23 protein-coding genes are annotated in these 24,364 nt (G+C 72.0%); 6 read left to right on the top strand and 17 right to left on the bottom strand.

Features of this window, described 5'->3' with window-relative positions; genetic code table 11:
- Nucleotides 1-13: 13 nt before the first annotated feature.
- From fabG to ACFC8N_RS25555, 8 genes are all read right to left on the bottom strand, one after another.
- Nucleotides 14-799 (bottom strand): 3-oxoacyl-ACP reductase FabG, encoded by a 786-nt coding sequence (fabG, locus tag ACFC8N_RS25590; protein WP_356030373.1) that lies wholly within the window; start codon nt 797-799, stop codon nt 14-16.
- A 102-nt stretch (nt 800-901) separates the two neighbouring features.
- Entirely contained in the window at nt 902-1,165 is a 264-nt protein-coding gene (locus tag ACFC8N_RS25585; protein WP_356030375.1) for an acyl carrier protein, read from the bottom strand.
- Nucleotides 1,166-1,222: 57 nt separating this feature from the next.
- A complete protein-coding gene (locus tag ACFC8N_RS25580; protein WP_356030376.1) occupies nt 1,223-2,437 on the bottom strand; it encodes a ketosynthase chain-length factor in 1,215 nt (404 codons plus the stop codon).
- Nucleotides 2,434-3,705: a beta-ketoacyl-[acyl-carrier-protein] synthase family protein gene (locus ACFC8N_RS25575; RefSeq protein ID WP_356030378.1), complete on the bottom strand. Its 1,272-nt coding sequence runs from the start codon at nt 3,703-3,705 to the stop codon at nt 2,434-2,436. The genes ACFC8N_RS25580 and ACFC8N_RS25575 overlap by 4 nt, the downstream gene beginning before the upstream one ends.
- A complete protein-coding gene (locus tag ACFC8N_RS25570; RefSeq protein ID WP_356030379.1) occupies nt 3,702-4,031 on the bottom strand; it encodes a TcmI family type II polyketide cyclase in 330 nt (109 codons plus the stop codon). Before ACFC8N_RS25570 ends, ACFC8N_RS25575 begins: the two co-directional genes overlap by 4 nt.
- A gap of 215 nt (nt 4,032-4,246) precedes the next feature.
- Complete coding sequence (locus ACFC8N_RS25565) at nt 4,247-5,830, bottom strand: acyl-CoA carboxylase subunit beta (RefSeq protein WP_376290028.1); 1,584 nt, start codon at nt 5,828-5,830, stop codon at nt 4,247-4,249.
- A 35-nt stretch (nt 5,831-5,865) separates the two neighbouring features.
- The gene (locus ACFC8N_RS25560) at nt 5,866-6,525 is read right to left on the bottom strand and encodes a TetR/AcrR family transcriptional regulator (protein ID WP_376290026.1); all 660 of its coding nucleotides are present in this window, start codon (nt 6,523-6,525) and stop codon (nt 5,866-5,868) included.
- Complete coding sequence (locus ACFC8N_RS25555; protein ID WP_376290024.1) at nt 6,428-7,783, bottom strand: MFS transporter; 1,356 nt, start codon at nt 7,781-7,783, stop codon at nt 6,428-6,430. The genes ACFC8N_RS25560 and ACFC8N_RS25555 overlap by 98 nt, the downstream gene beginning before the upstream one ends.
- Before the next feature lie 321 nt (nt 7,784-8,104).
- On the opposite strand from ACFC8N_RS25555, the gene ACFC8N_RS25550 reads away from it, so the two are divergent.
- Nucleotides 8,105-8,974, top strand: coding sequence for a hypothetical protein (locus tag ACFC8N_RS25550; protein ID WP_376290022.1), 870 nt, complete (start codon nt 8,105-8,107; stop codon nt 8,972-8,974).
- 287 nt (nt 8,975-9,261) lie between these two features.
- Here the strand turns inward: ACFC8N_RS25550 and ACFC8N_RS25545 are convergent, their stop codons facing one another.
- The 4 genes from ACFC8N_RS25545 to ACFC8N_RS25530 all read right to left on the bottom strand — a co-directional run bounded on the left by ACFC8N_RS25545 (nt 9,262) and on the right by ACFC8N_RS25530 (nt 14,090).
- Nucleotides 9,262-11,031: an acetyl/propionyl/methylcrotonyl-CoA carboxylase subunit alpha gene (locus tag ACFC8N_RS25545; protein WP_376290020.1), complete on the bottom strand. Its 1,770-nt coding sequence runs from the start codon at nt 11,029-11,031 to the stop codon at nt 9,262-9,264.
- A 71-nt stretch (nt 11,032-11,102) separates the two neighbouring features.
- Complete coding sequence (locus ACFC8N_RS25540) at nt 11,103-12,095, bottom strand: aldo/keto reductase (protein WP_356030388.1); 993 nt, start codon at nt 12,093-12,095, stop codon at nt 11,103-11,105.
- Between the two features lie 113 nt (nt 12,096-12,208).
- On the bottom strand, nt 12,209-13,141 hold the full coding sequence (locus tag ACFC8N_RS25535; protein ID WP_376290018.1) for an NAD-dependent epimerase/dehydratase family protein: 933 nt from the start codon (nt 13,139-13,141) through the stop codon (nt 12,209-12,211).
- 25 nt (nt 13,142-13,166) lie between these two features.
- On the bottom strand, nt 13,167-14,090 hold the full coding sequence (locus tag ACFC8N_RS25530) for a ScbA/BarX family gamma-butyrolactone biosynthesis protein (protein ID WP_376290016.1): 924 nt from the start codon (nt 14,088-14,090) through the stop codon (nt 13,167-13,169).
- 467 nt (nt 14,091-14,557) lie between these two features.
- On the opposite strand from ACFC8N_RS25530, the gene ACFC8N_RS25525 reads away from it, so the two are divergent.
- On the top strand, nt 14,558-15,328 hold the full coding sequence (locus ACFC8N_RS25525; RefSeq protein WP_356030391.1) for a response regulator transcription factor: 771 nt from the start codon (nt 14,558-14,560) through the stop codon (nt 15,326-15,328).
- A 175-nt stretch (nt 15,329-15,503) separates the two neighbouring features.
- On the top strand, nt 15,504-16,163 hold the full coding sequence (locus ACFC8N_RS25520; protein WP_356030393.1) for a ScbR family autoregulator-binding transcription factor: 660 nt from the start codon (nt 15,504-15,506) through the stop codon (nt 16,161-16,163).
- Between the two features lie 47 nt (nt 16,164-16,210).
- Here the strand turns inward: ACFC8N_RS25520 and ACFC8N_RS25515 are convergent, their stop codons facing one another.
- Nucleotides 16,211-16,825, bottom strand: a complete 615-nt coding sequence (locus ACFC8N_RS25515) for a TetR family transcriptional regulator (RefSeq protein ID WP_362822084.1) — start codon at nt 16,823-16,825, stop codon at nt 16,211-16,213.
- Nucleotides 16,826-17,110: 285 nt separating this feature from the next.
- Nucleotides 17,111-18,319, bottom strand: a complete 1,209-nt coding sequence (locus ACFC8N_RS25510) for an MFS transporter (protein WP_376290012.1) — start codon at nt 18,317-18,319, stop codon at nt 17,111-17,113.
- 108 nt (nt 18,320-18,427) lie between these two features.
- Here ACFC8N_RS25510 and ACFC8N_RS25505 point away from each other — a divergent pair, with 108 nt between their 5' ends.
- Nucleotides 18,428-18,874, top strand: coding sequence for an ArsR/SmtB family transcription factor (locus ACFC8N_RS25505; RefSeq protein WP_376290010.1), 447 nt, complete (start codon nt 18,428-18,430; stop codon nt 18,872-18,874).
- On the opposite strand, the gene asnB is transcribed toward ACFC8N_RS25505, so the two are convergent.
- The 3 genes from asnB to ACFC8N_RS25490 form a co-directional block, all read right to left on the bottom strand.
- Nucleotides 18,850-20,700 carry an asparagine synthase (glutamine-hydrolyzing) gene (gene asnB, locus ACFC8N_RS25500; protein WP_362822087.1) on the bottom strand — a complete coding sequence of 617 codons (1,851 nt, stop codon included), beginning with the start codon at nt 20,698-20,700 and terminating at the stop codon, nt 18,850-18,852. The two genes, ACFC8N_RS25505 and asnB, sit on opposite strands and share 25 nt — an antisense overlap.
- An 86-nt stretch (nt 20,701-20,786) precedes the next feature.
- Nucleotides 20,787-21,530: a LysR family transcriptional regulator gene (locus ACFC8N_RS25495; RefSeq protein WP_376290008.1), complete on the bottom strand. Its 744-nt coding sequence runs from the start codon at nt 21,528-21,530 to the stop codon at nt 20,787-20,789.
- Between the two features lie 8 nt (nt 21,531-21,538).
- Nucleotides 21,539-22,507 carry a ScbA/BarX family gamma-butyrolactone biosynthesis protein gene (locus ACFC8N_RS25490; protein ID WP_376290005.1) on the bottom strand — a complete coding sequence of 323 codons (969 nt, stop codon included), beginning with the start codon at nt 22,505-22,507 and terminating at the stop codon, nt 21,539-21,541.
- A 128-nt stretch (nt 22,508-22,635) separates the two neighbouring features.
- Between ACFC8N_RS25490 and ACFC8N_RS25485 the strand changes: the two genes are divergently transcribed.
- Nucleotides 22,636-23,265 carry a ScbR family autoregulator-binding transcription factor gene (locus tag ACFC8N_RS25485; protein WP_376290003.1) on the top strand — a complete coding sequence of 210 codons (630 nt, stop codon included), beginning with the start codon at nt 22,636-22,638 and terminating at the stop codon, nt 23,263-23,265.
- A 103-nt stretch (nt 23,266-23,368) separates the two neighbouring features.
- Complete coding sequence (locus ACFC8N_RS25480) at nt 23,369-24,340, top strand: NAD-dependent epimerase/dehydratase family protein (protein WP_376290000.1); 972 nt, start codon at nt 23,369-23,371, stop codon at nt 24,338-24,340.
- Nucleotides 24,341-24,364: the final 24 nt, after the last annotated feature.

Here is a 24,364-nt window from a genome sequence, read left to right as displayed (position 1 = left end):
TCTCCTTGGGGTCCTAGAAGTTGCCGAGTCCGCCGCAGACGTTGAGCGCCTGCGCGGTGATGGAGGCCGCCGTGTCGGAGGCGAGGTAGCCGACCAGACCGGCGACCTCCTCGGGCGTCGAGTAGCGGCCGAGCGGGATCTTGGCCTGGAACTTCTCCAGGATGGCGTCCTCGGTGGTGTCGTACGCGGCCGCGTAGCCCTGGCGCACCCGCTGCGCCATCGGCGTCTCCACGTACCCCGGGCAGACCGCGTTGACGGTGATGCCGGTGGGGGCGAGCTCGTTGCCGAGCGCCTTGGTGAAGCCGACGACGCCGTGCTTGGACGCCGAGTACGGGGCACCGAGGACGACGCCCTGCTTGCCCGCGGTGGAGGCGATGTTGATGATCCGGCCGCGGTTCTTGTGGCGCATGCCGCCGGTGTTGAGCACCTCGCGGGTCAGCCGGAAGACGCTGTTGAGGTTGGTGTCGATGACGTCGTGCCACAGCTCGTCGGTGATGTCGGCGGTGACGCCGCCGCCGCTGCGGCCCGCGTTGTTGACCAGTACGTCCACGGTGCCGAAGGTGTCGACGGCGGCCTGCACGAAGGCGCGCACGCTGTCCGCGTCGCGCACGTCGAGGGTCGTGCCGTCCACCGCCAGGCCCTCGGCCTGGAGCTCCTTCACGGTCGCGGCGACGTCGTCGGCGCTGCGCGCGCCGATGAACACCTGGTGGCCCTGCTCGGCCAGGAGCCGGGCGGCGGCGAGGCCGATGCCGCTGGTGGCTCCGGTGACCAGGGCGGTCCGCTGCTGCTGATCTGACATGGGTGACGTCTCCAGTGGGAGGGAATGCGGGCCCGCCGGGCGGTGCGAGGGGGCACCGCCCGGCGGGAGATGGGCTGTGGGGGGCTGCGGAGCGGCGGCGGGTCAGACCAGCGCGGCGAGACCGCTGTTGACGGCGTCGATCAGCAGCCGCGGGGTGTTGGCGATGCTGAGGATCTCCTCGTCGAGGGAGATGCCGTACTCGCGCTCGATGCGCCCGCCGGTCTCCAGCAGGGCCAGCGACTCGTAGCCCAGCTGCTCGAAGTCGGTGTCGAGGATGTCTCCGTCGAGGCTGTAGGAGTCGTCCTCGCCCGCCGCCTCGATCAGGATGCGGCGCAGGTCGTCGACGGTGAAAGCCTGCTCGGCCATGGTGGTTCCTTTCCTGTTGCGCCGGCGGTGCCGGCCGGTGTGGTGGCGGTGGGGGTGTCAGTCGGCGGAGCGGACGACCAGCGCGGAGTTGAAGCCGCCCAGGCCCCGGCCGAGCACCAGCGCGACACGCACCTCGTGCGTGCGCGGGTGGCCGACCACCAGGTCCAGGCCGTAGCGGTCGGCCGGCCGGGTGTTCATGGTGGGCGGGATCAGGCCCTCTTCCATGGCGAGGAAGACCGTCGCCAGGTCGAGCGCCCCGGCGGCGGAGTACAGGGCACCCGTCGTGGTCTTGGGGACGGTGACGGGCACCTGCTCCCGGCCGAACACGGCGTTCAGCGCGTCGGCCTCGATGCGGTCGAGGTCGGGCACGGCCGCGCCGTCGGCGAAGACCACGTCCACGTCGCGGGCGCTCACCCCGGCGTCGGCCAGGGCGATCTCGATGGCCTTGCGCAGCGCCGGCGGCCGGCCGCTGCCGGGCTTCGGGTCGAAGGTCGCGCCGTAGCCGGCGATCTCCCCGTACACCTTGGCACCGCGCTCCCGGGCGGCGTCCTCGCTCTCCATGACGAGGATGGCGCCGCCCTCGCCCGGGACATGGCCCGAGGCCCGGTCGTCGAAGGGCACGTAGGCGGCGGCCGGGTCGGCCTGGGTGGTGACCCGGCCGCTGGTCAGCTGCGCCACCCAGCCCCACGGGCACAGGGAGGCGTCGACGGAGCCGGTGACGACGAGCGGGGTGCCCTTGCGCACGTGGCGGCGCGCCTGTGCGACACAGTCCAGACCGCCGGCCTGCTCGCTGACGACGACGCCGCTGGGGCCCTTCATGCCGTTGCGGATGGAGATCTGGCCGCTGTTGACGGCGTAGAACCAGGCGAACGACTGGTAGGCGCTGACGTACTCGCTGCCCTGGCTCCACAGCCGCTCCAGCTCGCGCTGGCCGAACTCGAAGCCGCCGGACGCGCTGGAGGTGACCACGCCCATGTCGAAGGCGGGCAGCTGGGCGGGGTCCACCCCGGCGTCCTGGATGGCCCAGTCCGCGGCGACGAGCGCGAGGCGCGTCATGCGGTCGGTCTGCGGCAGCAGCTTGCTGGGCAGGTGCTCGGAGGCCTCGAACCCGTGGATCTCACCGGCGAGCTGGGCCGGGTACTGGGCGGGGTCGAAGCGGGTGATGCGCCCGATGCCGCTCTTGCCGACGCGGGCGGCCTGCCAGTACTCCTCGGCACCGAGCCCGTTGGGTGCGACCACGCCGAGGCCGGTCACCACTACAGAGGCGCTCATGCGGCGGTCCTTTCCGGCCGGGCGAGGACCATCGCGCTCTGGAAGCCTCCAAAGCCACTGCCGACGGTCAGCACGGCGTCCGTCTGGTGGTCCCGCGCGGTGACGGGCACATAGTCGAGATCGCATTCGGGGTCGGGGGTGTGAAGGTTCGCCGTCGGCGGCACCACGTTGTGGGTCATCGCCAGCGTCGAGGCGGCGATCTCGATGGCCCCGATGGCGCCCAGGGAGTGGCCGACCATGGACTTGATGGAGCTGACCGGCGTGGCGTACGCGTGCTCGCCGAGGCTCTTCTTGAACGCGGCGGTCTCGTGGCGGTCGTTCTGCTTGGTGCCGGAGCCGTGCGCGTTGATGTAGTCGATGTCCTGGGCGTTCATCCGCGCCTCGTCGAGCGCGACGCGGATGGCCTCGGCCATCTCCGCGCCGTCGGGGCGCAGACCGGTCATGTGGTACGCGTTGGAGCGGGTGGCGTAGCCGGCGATCTCGGCGTAGATGCGGGCCCCGCGCCGGCGCGCGCTCTCCAGCTCCTCCAGGACGAAGAAGGCGGTGCCCTCGCCGAGGACGAAGCCGTTGCGGGTGCCGTCGAAGGGGCGGGAGGCGCGCTCCGGCTCGTCGTGGCGCGGCGTGGTGGCCCGGATCGCGTCGAAACACGCCATCGTGATCGGCGAGATCGGGGCGTCGGTGGCGCCTGCGACCAGCACGTCGAGGGAGCCCTCCCGGATCAGCTCGACGGCGTAGCCGATGGAGTCGATGCCGGACGTGCAGCCGGTGGACACCACGGCGTTGGCGCCCTCGGCGCCGACGGCCCAGGCCACTTCGGCGGCGAACGAGCTGGGCACCAGGTGGTTGTGCAGGTGCGGGACCGCGTACGTGTGGTCGACCAGGTTCAGCCGGCCGTCGTCGCTGACGACCCGGTACTCCTGGTCCAGGCCCATGGTCGCGCCGACGGCGGTGCCGACGGTGACGCCGACCCGGTGCGGGGCGTGGTCCGCGAGGTCGAGGCCGCTGTCGGCCACGGCGCCGCGGGCGGCGACGACGGCGAACTGGCCGGCCCGGTCCATCCGCCGGATCTCCTGCGGGCTCAGCCCGTGGGCCTCCGCGTCGAAGTCGACCTCGGCGGCGACCCGGGAGCGGAACGGCGACGGGTCGAAGAACGTGATGCCGCGGGTCGCGGTGCGGCCCTCGCTCAGCAGCGACCAGAAGGCGTCGCGGCCGACGCCTCCGGGGGCCAGGACCTCCAGGCCCGTGATGACTACGCGTCGGCCGCTCACCGCGGGCCCTCCCAGTGGTAGAAGCGGGTCGCCATGGCGTCGGCGGGCGAGCGCCAGGTCGCCGGGTCGTACGCCTCGATGAACGGCTTCAGGTCTTCGCTGATCCGCACGAAGCGCGGGTCGGTCTTCGCCTCCTCGATCTGCTCGCCGCCGTTGTCGGTGTCGAAGTCCTGGAGGTGGAAGTAGAGACCGCGGTAGTGGAAGAGCTGGCGGCGGCGCGTGCCCATCCGGTGCGGCATCTCGGTGGCATCGAACGCACGGAACAGATCGGCCACGTTGCCGCTCGTTCCGGGATCCATCCGTGCCACGATCAGGTTGCTGTGCATGCGATTGTTCTCCAAGTGGAAAGCCGTACGGCGGACTGGAGTTTCACGTGTCGTCGACGGTTCGACAGCGAGAGGGCCGGAACCGGACAGGAAAGAGGCGCGCTTTCGGTCCACCGGGTGCGGTGACAAAGCGCCGGACTCTGACATGTATCTTCTTCGGCGGCTCCCCCGTTTTCAAGGGGAATCACTACAGATCCAGGTGCAGAAACTGCAGGTTATTGCGGGGCGTTGCCGTGCTTGCGCGAGGGCAGGTCCGCGTGCTTGGCGCGCAGCATGGCGAGCGAACGGATGAGCACCGAGCGGGTCTCGCGCGGGTCGATGACGTCGTCGATGAGTCCGCGCTCGGCCGCGTAGTAGGGGTGCATGAGCTCGTTCTTGTACTCGTCGATGCGCTCCTTGCGCACGGCCTCGGGGTCCTCGGCGGCGTTGATCTCCCGCCGGAAGATGACGTTCGCCGCGCCCTCGGCGCCCATCACCGCGATCTCGTTGGTCGGCCAGGCCAGCGCCAGGTCGGCGCCGATGGAGCGGGAGTCCATGACGATGTACGCACCGCCGTAGGCCTTGCGCAGCACCAGGGAGATGCGCGGCACCGTGGCGTTGCAGTACGCGTACAGGAGCTTGGCGCCGCGCCGGATGACGCCGTTGTGCTCCTGGTCCACGCCGGGCAGGAAGCCGGGCACGTCGACCAGGGTGACCAGCGGGATGTTGAACGCGTCGCAGAACTGCACGAAGCGGGCGCCCTTCTCGGACGCGTCGATGTCGAGCACTCCGGCCATGGCGGCCGGCTGGTTGGCGACGATGCCGACGACGTGCCCGTCGAGGCGTGCGAAGGCGCAGACGATGTTCGTCGCCCAGGCCGGGTGCACCTCGAAGAAGTCGCCGTCGTCGACGACCTCCTCGATCACCTTGCGGATGTCGTACGCCTGCCCGGCACCGGCCGGGACCAGGTCGAGCAGCGCGTCGTTGACCCGGTCGACGGGGTCGCCGCAGCGCTCCACGGGCGACAGTTCGCGGTTGTTGGCGGGCAGCAGCGAGAGCAGGTAGCGCACGTCCTCGATGCACTCCTCCTCGGTGTCGTACGCCACGTGCGCCACGCCCGAGAGGGCCGAGTGGACGTCGGCGCCGCCCAGGCCGTTCTGCGAGATCTCCTCGCCGGTGACCGCCTTGACGACGTCGGGCCCGGTGATGAACATCTGCGAGGTCTCCCGGACCATGAACACGAAGTCCGTGAGCGCGGGCGAGTAGGCGGCGCCGCCCGCGCACGGGCCGAGCATCACGGAGATCTGCGGGATCACCCCGGAGGAACGGGTGTTGCGCTGGAAGATGCCGCCGTAGCCGGCGAGCGCGGTGACGCCCTCCTGGATTCGGGCGCCGGCCCCGTCGTTGAGCGAGACCAGGGGGGCGCCCGCCGCCTCGGCCAGGTCCATGATCTTGTGGATCTTCTGGGCGTGGGCCTCGCCGAGCGCGCCGCCGAAGATCCGGAAGTCGTGCGCGTAGACGAAGACGGTGCGGCCGTGCACGGTGCCCCAGCCGGTCACCACGCCGTCGCTGTACGGCCTCTTGTCCTCCAGCCCGAAGCCGCTGGCCCGGTGCCGGCGCAGCGGTTCCACCTCGTTGAACGAGCCCTTGTCGAGGAGCAGCGAGATCCGTTCCTGGGCGGTCAGCTTGCCCTTGGCGTGCTGGCGTTCGGTGGCCGCCGGGTCGGGGCCCTGCCGGGCGGTCTCCTTGATCTCGGCCAGTTCGTCGACGCGGGCCTGGATCGAGTCCTGCGGTGTGGCTGGTGTGGCTGGTGTGGCCATGGTGTTCCCCACCTCCATGGGTCGCGGTCGTTGGATCAGCGGTCGGCTCCGGGCTGGTACAGCCGGACGAAGTCCGCGACGCCGGCGCGGACGATCGCGTCGCGCTCGAAGTCGGCCAGCGGCAGGGCCCCGTGGAAGGAGCCCTGGACGACGCCGCCGGCGACCAGCTGGATGAAGCGCTCGGCGGCGTGCTCGGGGTCGTCGAAGGAGAGCAGTCCGCGCTCGGCGAGGCGGGCGAGGCGGCGGGCGAGTTCGCGGTTGGCCTGCCGGGGCCCCGCGGTGCGCCACATCTCGACCACCCCGGCCGGCCACGAGGCGACCTCCGCGGCCAGGTGCCGCACGATCGCGAAGTGCTCGGGGTAGGCGGCGAGCGGCGTCAGCCAGGCGTGGCCGAGCTCGACGAGGTCCTTCTCCAGATCGGTGATCTCGGCGAGGTGCTCCTCGGCGATGACGGTCAGCGAGGCGGCCACGGCGGCGGCGCCCTCCAGCAGGACGGCGAGCAGCACCTGCTCCTTGCCCTTGAAGTAGTGCGTGACCGTGGCCTCGTCGCGGCCGCACTCCATGGCGATGTCCAGGGCGCTGGTGTGGGTCCAGCCCTCACGGGCGAAGACCGCGCGGGCCGCCTGGACGATGTCCCTGCGCTCCTCCGCCGAGCCGGCCTGTACCGGAGTGGGGGTCGCCTGCTGAATCGTCATCGTGTGTTCCTCCGGGTGAGGTGCGGATCGTGTCGGGCTTACGGGAACGAGGCTCGGTGCGCAGTCGGGCGGCGAGCACGGCGACGGCGGCGAGCACTGTGGCGCCGCCGCCCGCCAGGAGCCCGGAGCGCGCGCCGAACCGTTCGCTGAGGGCGCCGACGAGCAGGGCGCCCAGGGGGGTGGTCCCCTGGAACACGAGCGTGTAGAGGGCCATGACCCGGCCCCGGTAGGCGGGGTCGGTGCCCAGTTGGATGTGGTGGTTGGCGGCCTGGGCGAAGAAGAGGCAGCCGAAGCCGGTGCACAGCAGCAGCACGGCGGCCCACCGGTAGGTGGGGGCGAGCCCGGCCGCGCACTCCAGGGCCCCGGCCCCGAGGGCCGCGCCGATGACGAGGGCGGCCGGGGGCCGTCCGCGCCGGCGTGTGGTGACGAACGCCGCGAGCAGCGAGCCCACCGCGAAGGCGGTGGTCAGCAGCCCGAACTCGGCGGCTTTCGCATGGAATTCGGTCTTGGCGAGCAGGGGCAGGGTGAGCTGGAAGTTGAAGCCCAGCATGCCGACGACGGCCACCAGGACCATCGCGAGCAGCAGGTCGCGGCGGGCCGTCAGGTGCCGTACGCCGTCCATGACGGGCGCCCGCGCGGGGCGCTGCGCCGAGCGGTGCAGCTCCGCGGGACGCATCGCGCGCAGGGCGGCGACGGTCGCCAGGTAGCTGACCGCGTTGAGCAGCATCACGGCCGCGGTGCCGAGCCGGCCGATCAGCAGGCCCGCGCACGCGGGTCCCGCCACCCGGGCGACGTTGAAGTACGCGGCACTGAGCGCGGACGCGTTGGGCAGCAGGTCGGCGCCGACGAGTTCGCTGACGAAGGACATCCGGGTGGGCACCTCGACCGCGTTGACGAGGCCGAGCCCGAGGGCGAACAGGCAGACGTGCCACAGGCCGGCCGCGCCGGTCAGCACGAGGACGGCGAGTGCGAGCGACAGGGCGCCCGAGGCGAGGTTGGCGGCCATGAGCAGGCGGCGCTTGTCGTGCCGGTCGGCCAGCGCGCCCGCGTAGAGGGTGAGCAGCAGCAGGGGCGCGAACTGCAGGGCGGTCACGACGCCGAGGGCGGCCGCGGAGTCGCCGGTCAAGGAGAGCACGAGCCAGTCCTGGGCGACGACCATCATCCAGGTGCCGGCGACGGAGACGAGTTGTCCCGCCGCGAACAGCCGGAAGTTGCGCACGGACAGGGACTGGAACGTGCCGGCGTTGGGTGATCTCATCTCATCCCTGGGCGAGGAGAATACGGGCGCACGGCAAGGGAATCTGCCATATATCTTCTTCACCCCCGGCCGGCCGGTCAATGATTCTCATGTCAGATCCCGGTCAGGCCATGTCAGGAATGAGCGGTTCCGTAGCGGGAGGTGAATTCGCGTCAGGGAAATGAAAAAGTCCCCCTGGGATTCATCGGATTCCGTCACGTATTACAGGTGACATTCCCCGGGCCTTGCGGCGCGGAGAATCGCGGAAATACCGTTCTCGGGTCCGAAGGCGTCTCCGACCGGAGGTCGCCGAGACTCAGGGGGGTATGCAGGATGTCCGTGGTGACGACCGTCTGTGTGGGAACCGGCTGTGTCCGGCGCGAGGCCGCGGGCCGGGCCAGGCGCCCGGCCGCGCCCGCCTGCCGCCTGTGCCCGGACTGCCATGAGCGCCTGGTGCGGGAGCTGAACCGGCTGCCGGAGCTGTACGAGGAGTGCGCACGCCGTCTCGACGGCAGCGGCGGCGAGCGGGCCGTGGAGAAGACCTCCGGCGGTCCGCTGCCCGGCATGCCCTTCAACCTCCGGGCGGCGGAGGCGCGGACCTCGATCCTCGCGGTGCTCAGCGCCTGGGCGAGCCTGGTGCTGGAGGAGCGGGACCTGGCCGGTCCGCGGCGGGCCGTCGGCCCGCTGGTGCAGTTCCTGACCCGGCACTGCGGCTGGCTCGCGGCGCACGACGCGGCGGGCGAGGTCTGCGCCGAGATCTCCCAACTGGTGCGCAGCGCACACAACGTGATCGACCCCGCGATGACCCGGCGCATACCGGTGGGCGACTGCGTCGAGCCTGGCTGCTCCGGCTCGCTCACCGCGCTCGTACGGCCCCGGCGTCCGCAGCTGCCGGCCACGATCGCCTGCGACGCCGACGAGGCGCATCACTGGGTGGGGCACGAGTGGCTGCAGCTCAGCCGCCGCCTCGCCGCGACCGGGGCGACGGCGGTGGAGGCGGCCCCCGCGCAGGCCGACGAGGCCGCGGACCGGGAGCCGGAGGTGCGCTGGATGACCGCGGCGGACATCTCCCGGCTGTGGGACATGCCGCCGGGCAGCGTCTACCGCCGCGCCAGCACGCAGAAGTGGCGCCGCCGCAGCCGTTCCGGCCGGACGTACTACCACGCCGGGGACGTCTACGAGACGCTGCACGGGCGGGACGCGGCGGCGTAGGCGCTCCGCCGGCAGTGCCGGACGGTGCACGTCGGTCGTCTGCGGCGCCGACGTGGCCGGTCGCGCCCGCGCGGCGGAGCCGCATATCGGTGGAGCCCCGCGCCCCTTCGGGGCGCTGCCGAACCGCCGCGGACTTCGCCGGACCCTCACCGGACGCCGCGAGGCCGCCCTTCGGCGACGACGGGAAGGTGACGACAGGCCCCGGCGCCGCCGGGGACGACACACAGGGCTCCTGACGATTCGTCAGGAGCCCTGTGTGCACGACGGGTGGTGGAGCAGGTGGTGGTTCAGTCCGCGATCTCGCAGATGGCGGCGCCGGAGGTGACGGACGCGCCGATCTCCAGGGACAGCCCCTTGACGGTGCCCGCCTTGTGCGCGTTCAGCGGCTGCTCCATCTTCATCGCCTCCAGGACGACGACCAGGTCGCCCTCCTCGACCTGCTGGCCCTCCTCGACGGCGACCTTGACGATCGTGCCCTGCATCGGGGAGGCGAGGGTGTCACCGGAGGCGGCCGGACCGGCCTTCCTGGCGGCACGCCGCTTCGGCCTGGCCCCGGCCGCGAGGCCCGTACGCGCCAGGGACATGCCCAGCGAGGACGGCAGCGAGACCGCGAGGCGCCTGCCCCCGACCTCGACGACCACGGTCTCGCGCCCGGCCTCGTCGTCCTCCGCGTCCGCCGGGGCGGCGAAGGCGGGGATGTCGTTGACGAACTCGGTCTCGATCCACCGGGTGTGGATCGTGAACGGCTCGCCGGAGCCCGTCAGTTCCGGCGCGAACGCCGGGTCGAGCACGACCTTGCGGTGGAAGGGCACGGCGGTGGCCATGCCCTCCACGTCGAACTCGGCCAGCGCGCGCGAGGCCCGCTCCAGCGCCTCCTTGCGGGTACGGCCGGTCACGATCAGCTTGGCGAGCAGCGAGTCCCACGCCGGGCCGATCACCGAGCCGGACTCCACACCCGCGTCCAGGCGCACGCCCGGACCCGCGGGCGGGCGGAAGACGGTGACGGTGCCGGGGGCGGGCAGGAAACCCCGGCCCGGGTCCTCGCCGTTGATCCGGAACTCGATGGAGTGACCGCGCAACTGCGGGTCGCCGTAACCGAGTTCCTCACCGTCGGCGATGCGGAACATCTCGCGCACCAGGTCGATGCCGGCGACCTCCTCGGTGACCGGGTGCTCGACCTGCAGCCGCGTGTTGACCTCCAGGAAGGAGATCGTGCCGTCGCCGCCGACCAGGAACTCGACCGTTCCCGCGCCGACGTAACGGGCCTCCTTCAGGATCGCCTTGGAGGCGCGGTACAGCTCCTCGACCTGGGCGTCGGTCAGGAACGGGGCCGGGGCCTCCTCCACCAGCTTCTGATGGCGGCGCTGCAGCGAGCAGTCGCGGGTCGAGACGACCACCACGTTGCCGTGCCGGTCGGCCAGGCACTGCGTCTCCACATGGCGCGGCTTGTCCAGGTAGCGCTCCACGAAGCACTCCCCGCGGCCGAACGCCGCAACCGCCTCGCGCACCGCGGACTCGTACAGCTCCGGCACCTCCTCCAGGGTGCGGGCCACCTTCAGGCCTCGGCCACCGCCGCCGAAGGCCGCCTTGATGGCGATCGGCAGGCCGTGCTCCTCGGCGAACGCGACGACCTCGTCCGCGCCGCTGACCGGGTCCGGCGTGCCGGCCACCAGCGGGGCACCGGCGCGCTGCGCGATGCTGCGCGCGGCGACCTTGTCACCCAGGTCCCGGATGGCCTGCGGGGGCGGGCCGATCCAGATCAGCCCGGCGTCCAGCACCGCCTGGGCGAACTCCGCGTTCTCCGACAGGAATCCGTAACCGGGGTGGACGGCGTCCGCGCCGGAGTCCGCGGCGGCCCGCAACACCTTGGCGATGTCCAGATAGCTGGTCGCCGGGGTGTCACCGCCCAGCGCGAAGGCCTCGTCCGCGGCGCGGACGTGCAGCGCGTCCCGGTCCGGGTCGGCATAGACGGCAACGCTCGCGATCCCGGCGTCCTGGCAGGCCCGGGCCACGCGGACAGCGATTTCGCCACGGTTGGCGATGAGCACCTTGCGCACGACGCGTCAACTCCCCCGAGTTTTCGGATACTTACGGCCGGTTCCGTCCTGTGGGCGTGGCTGCTGGGCGCTCACCACGCGTAGGCCTCGGGCGCCGGCTTGGCCCCGTTCGGGCCGGGCGGCGGGAACAGCTGGTCCAGCCTGGCCAGGGTGTCGGCGTCGAGCGTGATCGTCAGCGCGCGCAGCGAGCTGTCGAGCTGCCCGGCCGTGCGCGGGCCGATGATCGGGCCCGTCACCCCGTCCTGCGCGAGCAGCCAGGCCAGTCCGACGTGCGCGGGGTCCTCGCCGATCTCGGCGCACAGCTTCTCGTAGGCCTCGACGGTGTCGCGGTGCTGGGCGAGCAGGCCGGCCGAGTGCCCGGTGCTGCCGCGGGCCGCGCCGCCCTCCTTCAGCTTGCGCAGGACGCCGCCGAGCACACCGCCGTTCAGCGGCCCCCAGGGGATCAGGCCGATGCCGTAGTGGCGTGCCGCGGGCAGCACTTCGAGCTCGACCCAGCGGGTCATCAGGTTGTACCTCGACTGCTCGCTGACCAGGCCGAGGAAGTGCCGCGACCGTGCGGCCTCCTGCGCCTGGGCGAGGTGCCAGCCGGCGAAGTTGGACGATCCGAAGTAGAGCACCTTGCCCTGCTGGCGCAGGACGCTGAACGCCTCCCAGATCTCCTCCCACGGCGTGCTCCGGTCGACGTGGTGCATCTGGTACACGTCGATGTAGTCGGTCCCCAGGCGGGCCAGCGACGCCTCGCAGGCACGCCGGATGTTCAGCGCCGACAGGTACGACTCGTTGGGCCAGCCGCCCGTCGGGAGATAGACCTTGGTGGCCAGCACGGTCTTCTCGCGCCGCCCGCCCCCGCCGCCGAACCAGCGGCCGATGATCGGCTCGGTGGGCTGCTCGCCCGGACGCGTGCCGTACACGTTGGCCGTGTCGAAGAAGTTGATGCCGCGCTCGTGCGCCCGGTCCATGATCGTGTGGCTGTCAGCCTCGGAGGTCTGCGTCCCGAAGTTCATCGTGCCGAGTACGAGCCGGGACACGGACAGTCCGCTGCGGCCGAGGTTGGTGTATTCCACGCGTGCCAGTCCTTACGGGTAGTGCTGGATCTGCGACCGCACACCGTGCCGGTGCGGTCGGGGCTTCGGGTGCCGCGCGAGTCCGGGCGGGTCGCGGGCGGCGGGCAGCGGGATCAGGCCGCTGCCGCCAGGTCGGCGTACCACTCGTTCATGCGCGCGGCGTCCGCGTCCCATCCTGGACCCGCCGGCCGGCCCAGGTCCGCCCAGAGGGGTGTGCTGTCGAACCAGTGGTCGGTGGCCAGCATGTCCAGGGCGCGGGTGAAGGCCCCGTCCTCGGTGGGCAGGGCCCGGGCCTGCGCGAGACCCAGGGTGCAGCGGGCCCGCGGCAGCGACGTGCCGGCGGCCACCGCGCGCAACAGCTCGCAGGCCGTGACCGGTTCGGGGTACGCGGCGTGGTAGGCGGACGACGACAGCCGCTCGCGCGGGGCGTGGCCGAGCGCCACGAGCAGCGCGGCCAGTTCGGCCACGGCGATGACGGAGAGCCGGGCGTCCCAGCCGGTCGGGGTGCCGGGCAGCGTGCGCAGAAGCCGCCGCAGCCCGGGCACGACCCATGTGTCACCGGGCCCGTACACCAGGTACGGCCGTACGACGATGCCCCCGGCGGCCAGGACGGCGTCCTCGGCCTCGGCCCGGGTCCGCGACGTGGGCGACAGCGGCTTGCGCGGGAGCTGTTCGGGGCGGGCGCGGCGGAAGATGCCGCGCCCGTACACGGAGGCGGTGCTGAGGTACACGATGCGGGACACCCCGGCGCGCTGCGCGTCGGCGACGAGCGCGGCGGTTCCCCGGGCGTTGACGGCCTCGTTGGCCTCGGGGCTACCGCCGATCTGCGAGGCGCAGTGCAGCACGACGTCGACGCCGTCGCACAGGCCGCGCAGGGAGTCCGGGTCCGCCAGGTCCGCCCGGACGATCCGGGCCCGGTCCGCGCCGGGTGCCCGGGGCGGCCTGCGGTGTGAGGTCAGGGTCAACTGCCCAGCCAGGCGGGCCGCTTCGCGGGCGACATGGGTTCCGATGAACCCGCCCGCTCCGGTGACCAGGAAGTTCGGCACGTGGGCGCTCCGATCGCGTCGAGGGTCAGTGGTTGCGGGTCCGCAGGGTGAGGCGGGCGTCGAAGACGGGCCCGCCGCTTTGCAGTCCGCGCACCCGGACCTGGACGTCGCCGGCCGCGTCGACCCCGGTCGGCTCGGCCTCCACCACGCAGGGCTCGTCGAGTTCGGCGTACCGCTCGAAGGAGCTGTCCAGGCCGATGACGAGGGTGTCGGGCATGCCGGTGACGGCGTGGGCGGCCTGCCGGGCGGCCTCCAGGAGCACCATGCCGGGGACGTGGTCCACGGGGTGGTCGAAGAAGATCGGGTGGTTGCAGTCGACGCGCAGCTCCCACCGGTTGCCGGCGCCGTCCGGGAGCTCGGACAGGACCACGTGCTGCGGGTCGGTGCGCCCGACCAGGGCCGGGTCGATCGGCAGCCCGGGCAGGCGGTCGCAGCGGGTGGGCCGCTCGCCGCGCAGGCGCCGGTAGACGTTCGGCCGTATGCAGCTCATGGTCGCTCCGGCGGTGGCCAGGGCCGCGCCGTCGACCATCGCGGTCACCTCGTACCGCATGCCGGCGAAGCTCTCGCCCCGCCGCACGATGTCGTGGCACACCGCGTGCAGTTCGACCTCGGTCGGGACGGGCGTGGCGACGAACAGGGGCGCCGTGGCCGCGAAGAACATCGACCCCATGAGGAACTGGTTGCCGAACTCGACCCCGAACTCGGCGTGCGCGAGCAGGGCCCCCGTCTGGCGAACCGATTCGGCAAGGAGCATCGGGTCCTGGTAGCCGTCCGACTGGGCGAAGAGCGCGTGCCCGCGCGGCCACTGGGATCCCACCACGAAGGCATGGGGCGCGTCCGCTGTCCGCCAGCCGGTGAGCAGGACTTCGGAGACGGCGGCCCGGTGCACGTACTGGCGCGGGACGGTGGTGGTGAACGCAGTGAGCGCGGAGTCGAGCATCGCGGTCATGGCTGGCACTCCTGTCGGTAGTCGGGCAGGAGGGAGCTGACGTGTGGCAACAGCCCCCGGTCCACACTCCCAACAAAATACAGACAGGTCTGTAGGGGAAATCAAGTAAAAAGTTGGAGCCGGGCGCGCCGCAGAACGGAAGGCCCGAATCCGGAGAGAGCGGAAGGCGGGAATCCGCTCCTCTCGCACGCCCTGTGCGAGGAGACCATCACGCAACGAGATCGAATAACAAACAATTTTGACTGTTCTTGGCCAACATACAGCAGCGGAGACCCCGCGTCGCGAACGCGTGACAAATCATCACTTTCCTACGATCGTACGAGGTCAGACGTCATGAACCGAGCTGGAGCAGGCCATCCCGGCCACATTGACAATCAGACAAGTCTGTTTGGTATGTTCCCGGAGCACCTGAACTTCGACACGAGCATTTGAAGTCGGCCGACACCGGCACGCTCAAGGAGGACCAGTTGAACCAGCAGGTAGCCGACCTGTCCGACTCCCTCACCGTGCGGCACCACACCGTGCCCCAGCACGCCCACCCGGCCGCGCCGCGGCTGCACGTCCCGGTCGAGCACCCCGCCCTGCGCATCCTGGTCGTCGAGAACGAGGAGCGCTCCGCGAAGGCCCTGGTGCAGGACCTGATCCGGCGCGGGTACCGCGCCGACAGCGTGAACACCGGGAGCCAGGCCCTGCGCGTGCACCGCCAGGCCGACCTGATCCTGCTCGACCTCGACCTCACCGACCTCGACGGTCTGGAGGTCTGCCGCAGCATCCGCGCGATGAGCGACACGCCGATCATCGCCGTCACGGAGCGCGGCAGCGAGCTCGACCGCGTCCTCGGGCTGCAGGCGGGCTCGGACGACTACATGGTCAAGCCCTACGGATTCCACGAACTGCTCGCCCGCATAGGGGCGGTGATGCGTCGGGTACGGCCGTCCCCGACGGCCCGCACGATCGAGCACGGCCCCCTGCGCATCGACGCCGACGTCCGCAAGGTCACCCTGCACGGCCGCCCCGTCAGCCTCACGCGCAAGGAGTTCGACCTGCTGCACGCCCTCGCGATCCAGCCAGGCGCTGTGGTCTCCCGGCGGCAGCTCATGACCCAGGTCTGGGATGACGCCTGGTCGCACAAGGGACGTACCATCGACACGCACGTCAGCAGCGTGCGTGGCAAGCTCGGATCAAGCCATTGGATCGTTACGGTCCGCGGTGTCGGTTTCCGTCTCGGCGGCCCGTGACGGGGTGCCGTACCCACGCCCTGGTGCCGGCGGCGAGAGCCGTCGGCACCAGGGCGTTCGCCGGAACTGTGTGAGGTGTCCGGCTTTCCTCCCGTGCACCACTGGTGAGTCCCGCACATCCAAGTAGAATGCAGACTTGTCTGTATCGATAGTTGGCTAGTGGCGAGGACCGGGCATGGCGAAACAGGAACGCGGAACGCGGTCGAGGCAGGCGATCCTGGCGGCCGCCGCCGAGGTGTTCGACCTGCGCGGATATGACGCCGCGAGTACGAACGAGATCCTGGCGCGCAGCGGTCTGACCCGTGGCGCCCTGTACCACCACTTCCGTTCCAAGGAGTCGATCGCGGCGGCGCTGTTCGATGCGCACAGCGGAGCCCTCGCCGCCCCCGAGCGGTCCACCAAGCTCCAGTCGATCATCGACCTGACCTTCGCCTTCGCGGCTCAGCTCCAGCATGATCCGGTGCTGCGGGCCAGCGTGCGCCTGGCGGTGGAGAAGACGTCGTTCCCGCGCCCGGCCAACACCCCCTACGAGCAGTCGACGGCGGTCATCCACGACCTGCTCGACCAGGCCCGGCTACAGGGCGAGACCCTGCCCGGCGTGGACCTGGCCGACGCCACGACCGTCATCATCGGCGCGTTCACCGGCCTGCAGGCGATGTCGCTCGTCTACACGGAGCGGGAGGACCTGCCCCAGCGCCTCGGCGCGATGTGGCGTTTCCTGCTCCCGGGCCTGGTCACGCCCGGCCTGATCGGCACCTTGCGCGTCACCCCACCACCCGCGGCCGTCGTCGCCGACGACCAGGCCCGGGCCGAGGCGGCAGCGGCCGCCTCGTAGGCCGTGTCGGGTCCGTGCCAGGTCGGCGGCGGGCCGGCGGGGCGGTGCTACTGGCCCGGTGCGCCCGCGACGGCGGCCGGCGAAAGTTCCGCCTCGCGGTCGGTGTCGCCCTGCGGGGCCTGCGTGAAGAGCGGCAGCAGCGTGTCCCATATCCGCTCGGCGCGCTCCTCGCCCCACCAGAGATTGTCGGCGTAGCCGAGGGACTCCAGGCCCGCGGTGACCACGACCGCCAGGTCCGCGAGCCCCGACCGGTCGGGGCTCGCGGGCGCCTGCGTCATCATCTCGGCGCGCACCCGGTCCAGCACTTCTTCCCGCAGCCGCGGCGGATCCTCGGTGCCGTCGGGCGCCAACCGCAGCCCCGCACGCACCAGTTGATCGTCCGTCAGGGCCTTGCCGAGGGCGATGCTGAAGCGCGCCGGGGCCTCCACGCCGCGCTGGGCGAAACTCTCGTCGGCCAGTGCGAGGACACGCTCCCGGGCCTGCGCGTGGACCTCCCCCACCAACTCCGCGATGGAGCGGAAGTGGTGGTAGAGCGCGCCGCGGGTCACGCCTGCGGTGTTGCAAATGTTGACCAGTCCCGCGTCGGCGAGCCGGCGGGTCGCGATGAGTTCCACGGTGGCGCGCACGAGCGCCTGACGGGAAGTTTGCGACCGCTTCTGCATCGCGTATGCCCCTTGCCTGATACGACAGCCCTCAGAACAGCGGTGAGCAGACGCAGACGGGCGCCTCCTCCCGCGGCAACCATACAACCATGCCTGTTTCTTTGGGCACCCGCTGACAGCCTCAAGTAGCAGATTCTCCAGGAGATGGCCGGTTACCGCTGGTGAGCGCCCTGCACAGGGAAGGTCCGCCCACCCGACCTGCTCGACCGACAAACAGGTCTGTTTGTTTTTTTCCGGGGAACACGCGCGTGCCCGTGGGGCACGCGCGTGTTCCCCGGGGTGGTGTCAGTTGCGGCCCTGCGCGGGCAGGGCGCAGGCGGGCTCGGCGGCCGGCACAGGGCGCCGCCCGGCCGCGGCGCGGACGCCGGTGAGCTGCAGGACCAGGGCGAGGAAGGCCGCCCCGGCCGCGCACAGCGGGAGCGTGGCGCCGCCGAGTCCGGTGGAGAAGGCGAGACCGCCGAGACCCGAGCCGACCGCGCTGCCGAGGTAGAGCGCGGACTCGTTCAGGGCGACGGCGACCGGGCCGCCGCGGTCGCCGCGGGCGAGGAGCAGATCGTTCTGCTGCGGCACCTGGAGCGCCCAGCCCACGGCGCCCCACAGGGCGATGGGCAGCAGCGCGAGCAGGGGGTCGACGCCGGCGGCGGGGCGCATGACGGCGAGGGCGAGGGTGAGCAGTGCCAGGATGCCGATCACCAGCGTCTGGGGGCGGCGCACCCGGTCGACGAGCGGGCCGATCAGCAGGCTGCCGAGGACGCCGCCGATGCCCCAGGCCCACAGGTAGGGCGTGATGTCGTCGACGCCGCCCATGGCGTGCGTCTTCATGACGGGGGCGATGTAGGTGTAGAGGCCGAGGCTGCCGAGGGCGGCCAGGAAGGAGACGCCGACGACGGAGGCGACCCGCGGGTCGGTGACCACCTGGGCGCGCCGGCGCAGCGACACCGCCTCGCCGGCGGGGAGCTGCGGGAGTCGCAGGGCGAGTCCGGCGAAGGAGACCAGGCCGAGGGCTGCCACCAGCCACAGGGTGGCGCGCCAGCTGGTGTGCTGGGCGATGAAGACGCCGAGGGGCACGCCGATCACGGTGCCGGAGCTCATGCCGCCCATGATCATGGCGAGCGCGCGGCCGCGCCGCTTCTCGTCCACGAGGGAGGCGGCGGCCGATGCGGCGAGTGCCAGGTACAGGCCTGCGCCGACACCGGCGAAGGCCCGTGCCACCAGCAGCGCCCCGAGTGAACCGGCGAGCGCGCTGGCCGCGTTGGCCGCGGCGAACACGGCGAGCGAGGCCAGCAGTCCGGTGCGGACGCGGGAGGCGGAGAGCAGGGTGGCGAAGATCGGGGAGGCGATGGCGTAGGCGAGGGTGAAGGTGGTGACCATCTGTCCCGTGGCCGATACGGACGCCCCGAAGTCGTCGGCGATGACGGGCAGCAGACCGGCCGTGACGTAGGCGTCGAGGCCGAGCGCGAAGGCGCCGAGCCCGAGGAGGTAGACGAGTTTCACTGGAACCTCAATGTTCGATGATCGCAGTTCATTAGTACATGATGGCGGCGCGGTCCGTCCTGGCAAGCGGGCCCGGTGGATTTCGGCCGTCCGGATAACCTCGGCCGGTTGTGCGACTCTTGGGACGTGCGCCGTTACTTCCACCCCGACACCGACGACATCCGGCTGCCCGCCGTGCTCTTCGCGCTGAGCGACGCCACCCGGCTCGGCATCGCCCTCGCGCTGGCGGACGGAAAGGAGCGCACCGCCGGTGAACTGGGCGGCGGTACGGCCAAGTCGACGATGACCCACCACCTGAAGATCCTCAGGGAGGCCGGGGTGCTGTACGTCCGCTCCGAGGGGACGCGCTGCTACAACTCCCTGCGTCTGGCCGATGTGGAGAGCCGGTACCCCGGCCTGCTCGACCATCTGCTCGGCGCCGCCGAGCGGGACGGCTACGGCGCGCCCGGTGCCCGCCGCCCCGAGCAGGGCGCGACGGCGGGCACCGGTGGCCGCTCAGCGCGGGCCGCCGCGACCGGCGAGTACCGTGCTCACAGGTCCAGCGCGACGTCGTAGGCGGCGAGCCAGTCGTTGACGCCGAGGGCCAGCTCCAGGCCCGAGCGGTCGTACTGGGCGCTCGTCTCGCCGAGCGGGCTGTCCAGCAGCCGCTTGGCCGCGGCCCGGTCCAGCAGCGGCAGGACGGGCGAGGAGGAGTCGTCCAGCACGCCGGCCAGGGCCCGGCGCAGGCCCTGCTCGTAGGCCGGGTCCTGGGTCGTGGGGTACGGGCTCTTGACGCGCTGCACGATCGAGTCCGGCAGCAGGTCCTTCGTCGCGGCCCGCAGCAGGCTCTTCTCCCGGCCGTCGAAGGACTTCAGCGCCCACGGCACGTTGAACACGTACTCCACGAGCCGGTGGTCGCAGAACGGCACGCGGACCTCCAGACCGACGGCCATGCTCATCCGGTCCTTGCGGTCCAGCAGCGTCTGCACGAACCGGGTCAGGTTGACGTAACTCATCTGCCGCATACGGCGGTCGACGGCGTTCTCGCCCGGCAGCCCGGGCGTCTCGCCCACGGCCTGCGCGTAGCTGTCGCGCAGGAAGCCCGGCATGTCCAGCTTGTGCAGCAGGCCCGGGTCGAACAGCGACTTGCCGTCGAAGTACTTGCCGGTCGCGGAGGTCAGCCAGGGGAACGTCTGCGCCTCGACGGCCTCCTGGTCGAAGAACCAGCGGTAGCCGCCGAACACCTCGTCGGCGGACTCGCCGGACAGGGCCACCGTCGAACGCGCCCGCACCGACTGGAAGAGCCGGTACAGCGACGGCCACATGTCGCCCCAGTAGGCCGGCGGCAGGTCCAGCGCCCCCAGCACCTTCGCCCGCAGCTGCGGGTCCGCGAGCTCGGCGCTGTCGAGCACGATCTCGCTGTGGTCGGCACCGATGTGCCGCACCAGGTCGTGCACGAACGGGGTGTCGGAGGTGCCGCGCACCGGGTCGGCGACGAACGCGCCGCCGTGCTCGGCGAAGTCGACCGAGAAGGAGCGCACGGGGCCCTCGCCGCGCTCCAGCAGCTTCTTGTGGGCCAGCGCCGTGATGGCCGAGGAGTCCAGGCCCCCGGAGAGCAGCGAGCACAGCGGCACGTCGGCGACGGTCTGCCGGCCCACGATGTCGTCGAGCAGCTCGCGGACCGTGGCGATCGTGGTGTCGCGGTCGTGGGTGTGCTCACGGGCCTGCAGGGCCCAGTACGTCCGCTTCGCGACGCCCGCGCGGGAGACGCGGACCAGCTGGCCCGGCCGTACCTCGTGCATCCCGGAGAAGACGGCGTGCTCGGGCGTCTTCACCATCTCCAGGACCTCGCGCAGGCCCTCGGCGCTCACCTTCCGGGGCACCGCCGGATGGCCGAGTATCGCCTTCGGCTCCGAGCCGAACACCACGCCGTCCGGGGTGGGGAAGTAGTACAGCGGCTTCACGCCCATACGGTCGCGGACCAGCAGCAGGCTCTGCTCGCGCACGTCCCAGACGGCGAAGGCGTACATGCCGTTGAGCCGGTCGACCAGGCCCTCGCCCCACTCCAGATAGCCGCGCAGGACGACCTCGGTGTCGCTGCGGGTGCGGAACCGGTGGCCGCGGGAGACCAGTTCCTCGCGCAGCTCCTGGAAGTTGTACACCTCACCGCTGTAGGTCAGGCAGGCCAGGACCCGGCCGTCAGCCTCGGCCGTCATGGGCTGCCGGCCGCCGTCCAGGTCGATGATGGACAGCCTGCGGTGCCCGAGCGCGGCGTGCTCGTCGGCCCACATGCCCTCGGCGTCCGGGCCGCGGCAGGCCATGGTCCGCGTGACGGCCTCCAGGGTCTGCCGCTCCTGGCGCACGTCGCGGGCGAAGTCCACCCAGCCGGCTATTCCACACATGTTCGCTCTCCTTGTCGGATGGTCAGGTCGTCGGGGAAGGGGGGTAGGGGCAAGGGGTAGGGGGCAGGGGTGCCGGCGCGGGCGGTTCAGCCCAGGCGTTCCCAGTCGGACTCCTGGAGCAGGGTCCGGCCGCCGGGGAAGTAGGACACCGGCCCGGTGGTGCGGGCCTCGCGCTCCGCGGTGTTCAGCAGCCGCTGCAGAGCCAGCGCGTCGGACAGCCCCGGGAAGGGCTGCGCGGGAGGGGCGCCGTCGGTGACGAAACGGGCCACGTCCGCGGCCATCCGGCCCAGCTTCACCACGGTCTTCTCGTGCTCCGCCACCGGGCGGGAGCCGGTGTCGAGGGCGAGCAGCTCCTCGTCGCCGGCGGACGTGCGGTGCCACACGCGCAGCCGGTCGGCCCACCGGTCGTCCCGGCGGCGCAGCTCCACCCGGGCACCGGTCTCCTGCTCGAACCGGCGGATCGCCTCCTGCACCCAGCCGTCCGGCAGCAGCCAGGAGAACCCCAGCCGCAGCGCCGGGCGTTCCGGCTCCGGGAACAGGGCCCGGCTCAGGTGCGGCAGGAGTTCCCGCAGCCGGTCCCGGAGCCGGACCCCGTCCGGACTCAGGGACACCTGCCGGGTCGTCCGCAGGAAGAGCGGGACGCCGAGCTGTTCCTCCAGCCGCCGTACCGAGCGGGTGAGCGTCGGCTGGTTGCTGCCCAGCTGGTCCGCCGCGGACGTGAAGCTCAGCGTGTCCGCGACGGCGAGGAACGCCTGCAGATGCTTGAGGTTGAGATCCCAGATGCGGGTCCCCGTCTCCGGCCCGTGCCGTTGCCGGGTGTCCGTCGCCATGGCCGCCACTAGCGTGCTCCGCTACCGGCTGCCTCCCGGACGGCGCAGGCCCGGGAGGTGACCGCGGCGGTGAAGCGGACCTCGCCGCCCTGTACGGCCGTGATCCGGGAGTGCCGCTCCCCCGGCTCGCCGTGCTCGTCGTGCTCCGCACCGGGCGGCCCCGCGGTGATCGTGCAGTGGCTGTCGAGCTCGACGTACCGGTGGAAGGTGCAGTCCAGGGCGGTGACGTCCGCGCCGTCCACGCTCTGGTGCACCGCCTCCAGCAGCACCATGCCGGGAACATGGTCGACGGGGTGGTCGAAGTACAGCGGGTGGGTGGTGTCGACCCGGAGCTGCCGGCCGTCGGCACCGCGCGGGGCGAGCACCAGGTCCCGGACGAGATCCCGGCCGGCCCGCGTGCGCAGGTCCGGGTCCGGCACCGGAACGGCTCGTGCCATGGCCCGCCCGGCATCGGCGTGTTCGCCGCGCAGCCGCCGGTAGACGGCCGGCGCCTGCACCGTGAACCGGGTGTCGGCGGTGGCCACGGGCACCCCGCCCCAGTACACCTGGGCGTGCAGCGAGAGGGCGGCGGCACGGGTGCCGCGGCGGACGACGTCGAAGCAGCGGACGTCCAGCGTCAGTTCCCGGCCGCGGTCCATGCCCCCGTAGGCCGCGTCGGCCACCCGGTAGCCGAACCGCTCCCAGATGAGCTGGTGTCCGAGCGGTACGTCGTAGACGTCGTGGCAGAGCAGCGGAAAGGTCTGCCGGACGGTCTCGCACAGCAGCAGCGGGTCGAAGACCTTCCCGACGCGGTAGAAGTCATGGGCGCCGGGCCGGCGCGCCCGTATGAAGAAGCGGTCACGGCCCGTGGAGCGCCAATGAGTGAGGTAGACCTCTTCGGCGTGGTTCTTGTGCACATGCCGGGGCGTCACCGGCGTCAGGCCGTCCGCGGTCTTGCGGGTGGCGGGACGCCGGCCGATTCCGTCGCATGCGGACATGCTGTTCCCCCTTGGTCTTCCGCCGGGGCCATGGTCGCGCCCCGGCGAGGTGATAGTTGCATGTGTAACATAGAGATCGTTCTGTTTGTAAGTTTGCGTGGGCTTGACGAAGGGCGGATGACAGGTCGATGACAGGCAGACAAAGCAGCGCCCGCGCCACGCAGACCCGGGCCTCGATCATTCGCGCGGCGGCCGAGGTGTTCGACGAGTGCGGCTACCACGGCGCCGGCATCAACCGGATCCTGACCAGGGCGAAGGTCACGTCCGGGGCGATGTACTTCCACTTCGCGTCGAAGGAGGAACTGGCGCGGGCGGTCATGCTGGAGCAGGCGAAGGACCTCGAACTGCCCGAGGAACCGGCAGGGCTGCAGCAGTTGGTGGACGTCACGTTCGCCCTCGCCCGGGAACTGCAGCACAACACGCTGCTGCGGGCGGGCGTCCGCCTCGCCGTGGAGCCGAGAGGGCCGGCGCTCCAGGACGACTCCGCCTACAGCTGGTGGGTGGACCGCTTCAGCGGTGAACTGGCCGTGGCGCGGCAGCAGGGCGAACTGCGGGAGGACGCAGACGAGTCGGAGTTCGCCGAGGTGCTCGTGTCCGCCTTCACCGGCACGCAGCTGAGATCCCAGATCTCCGCCGGCTGGGCCGACCTCCCCGACCGTGTCGCCTCCCTGTGGCGCTATCTGCTGCCCGGGCTCGCCTGCGCCCAGGCCCTGCCGCGGATCGTCGTCGGGAGCGAGCGGGGCCTGCCCCGTCCGTGAGGAACCCGCCGGACGCGGGGAATCTGCCGGGGGTGAGGAACCTGCCGGTTGCGAGGAAGCCGACCGGTGCGAGCAAGCGAGGAGACACGGAAGTGATACGGACGTGACGCAGAGGACGCGACGCCGGGTGGTGGTCACCGGCGCCACCGGCTTCATCGGCTCCCGGGTGGCGGAGCTGCTGCTGCAGAACCCGGCGGCCTGGCACGTCCGCGCCGTGACACGCAGGCCGCCCGAGGCGCTGATCGCGGCGGGCGCCGAGTGGTTCCGGGCCGACCTGGCGGCGCCGGACACCCTGCACGACGTGTGCGACGGCGCGGACGCGCTGCTCCACCTGGCCTCCCGCGTCGGCGGCGACGCGGAGATGTGCACCGCGGTCAACACGCACGGCACGGCCCGGCTCATGGCCGAGGCGACCCGGTCCGGCGTGCCGCGGGTGACACAGCTGTCGACGGCCGCCGTCTACGGCCCCGGACCGCACCGGGGACCGGAGGTCGGCGACGTGGAACCGTCCCCGGTCTCGGCGGCCAGCGCGACCCGGCTCGCCGGGGAGCGGGCCGCCCTGGACGCCGGCGCGGTGGTGCTGCGTCCCGGGCTGGTCCTGGGCGCCGGGGACCGGTGGGTGGTGCCCGCCCTGGCCGAACTGCTGCGCGCCGTCCCCGGCCGCTGGGACGCGGGGCGCGGACTGCTGTCCGTGGTCGCCGTGGAGGACCTGGCCCGGCTGATCACCGCGACTCTGGACGCCCCCGGCCTGACCGGACCCTCCGTCCACCACGCCAGCCACCCGCGTCCGGTGCGCTCGGGCGCTCTGCTGGACGCCCTGACCGGACACGGGATCCTGCCCGGCGCCGCCGACCAGGACCTGAGCTGGCCCGGCTGCCTGGAGCGCCTCGCCGCCTCCGGCAGCCGGGTGAGCCGGCGCCAGTTCGAACTCCTCGCCCAGGACAACTGGTTCGGCAGCGAACGCGTGTGGCACCTGGCCGGCCTGCCGTACGACCCTGACCCCCTGCACCCCATCGAGGCCTGGGCCCCGTGGTACCGCGCCCATGTCCGCACGACCGCGCCCGCCGGACACTAGAGTCGGACCGACGGACGACACACG

Origin of the sequence: Streptomyces sp. NPDC055966, assembly GCF_042269865.1 — a bacterium.
Taxonomy (GTDB): domain Bacteria; phylum Actinomycetota; class Actinomycetes; order Streptomycetales; family Streptomycetaceae; genus Streptomyces.
Note: the sequence above shows the minus strand (reverse complement) of the source record. Positions and strands in the feature narration are given on the sequence as shown.

Bases quoted from the DNA above. Each gene is read 5' to 3' on its own strand.
- ACFC8N_RS25570 (WP_356030379.1), bottom strand. From the start codon at position 4,031: ATGCACAGCAACCTGATCGTGGCACGGATGGATCCCGGAACGAGCGGC.
- ACFC8N_RS25560 (WP_376290026.1), bottom strand. From the start codon at position 6,525: ATGACGATTCAGCAGGCGACCCCCACTCCGGTACAGGCCGGCTCGGCG.
- ACFC8N_RS25530 (WP_376290016.1), bottom strand. From the start codon at position 14,090: ATGACCGCGATGCTCGACTCCGCGCTCACTGCGTTCACCACCACCGTC.
- ACFC8N_RS25495 (WP_376290008.1), bottom strand. From the start codon at position 21,530: ATGGCGACGGACACCCGGCAACGGCACGGGCCGGAGACGGGGACCCGC.
- ACFC8N_RS25515 (WP_362822084.1), bottom strand. From the start codon at position 16,825: ATGCAGAAGCGGTCGCAAACTTCCCGTCAGGCGCTCGTGCGCGCCACC.
- ACFC8N_RS25520 (WP_356030393.1), top strand. From the start codon at position 15,504: ATGGCGAAACAGGAACGCGGAACGCGGTCGAGGCAGGCGATCCTGGCG.
- fabG (WP_356030373.1), bottom strand. From the start codon at position 799: ATGTCAGATCAGCAGCAGCGGACCGCCCTGGTCACCGGAGCCACCAGC.
- ACFC8N_RS25565 (WP_376290028.1), bottom strand. From the start codon at position 5,830: ATGGCCACACCAGCCACACCAGCCACACCGCAGGACTCGATCCAGGCC.
- ACFC8N_RS25585 (WP_356030375.1), bottom strand. From the start codon at position 1,165: ATGGCCGAGCAGGCTTTCACCGTCGACGACCTGCGCCGCATCCTGATC.
- ACFC8N_RS25485 (WP_376290003.1), top strand. From the start codon at position 22,636: ATGACAGGCAGACAAAGCAGCGCCCGCGCCACGCAGACCCGGGCCTCG.
- ACFC8N_RS25490 (WP_376290005.1), bottom strand. From the start codon at position 22,507: ATGTCCGCATGCGACGGAATCGGCCGGCGTCCCGCCACCCGCAAGACC.
- asnB (WP_362822087.1), bottom strand. From the start codon at position 20,700: ATGTGTGGAATAGCCGGCTGGGTGGACTTCGCCCGCGACGTGCGCCAG.
- ACFC8N_RS25555 (WP_376290024.1), bottom strand. From the start codon at position 7,783: ATGAGATCACCCAACGCCGGCACGTTCCAGTCCCTGTCCGTGCGCAAC.
- ACFC8N_RS25580 (WP_356030376.1), bottom strand. From the start codon at position 2,437: ATGAGCGCCTCTGTAGTGGTGACCGGCCTCGGCGTGGTCGCACCCAAC.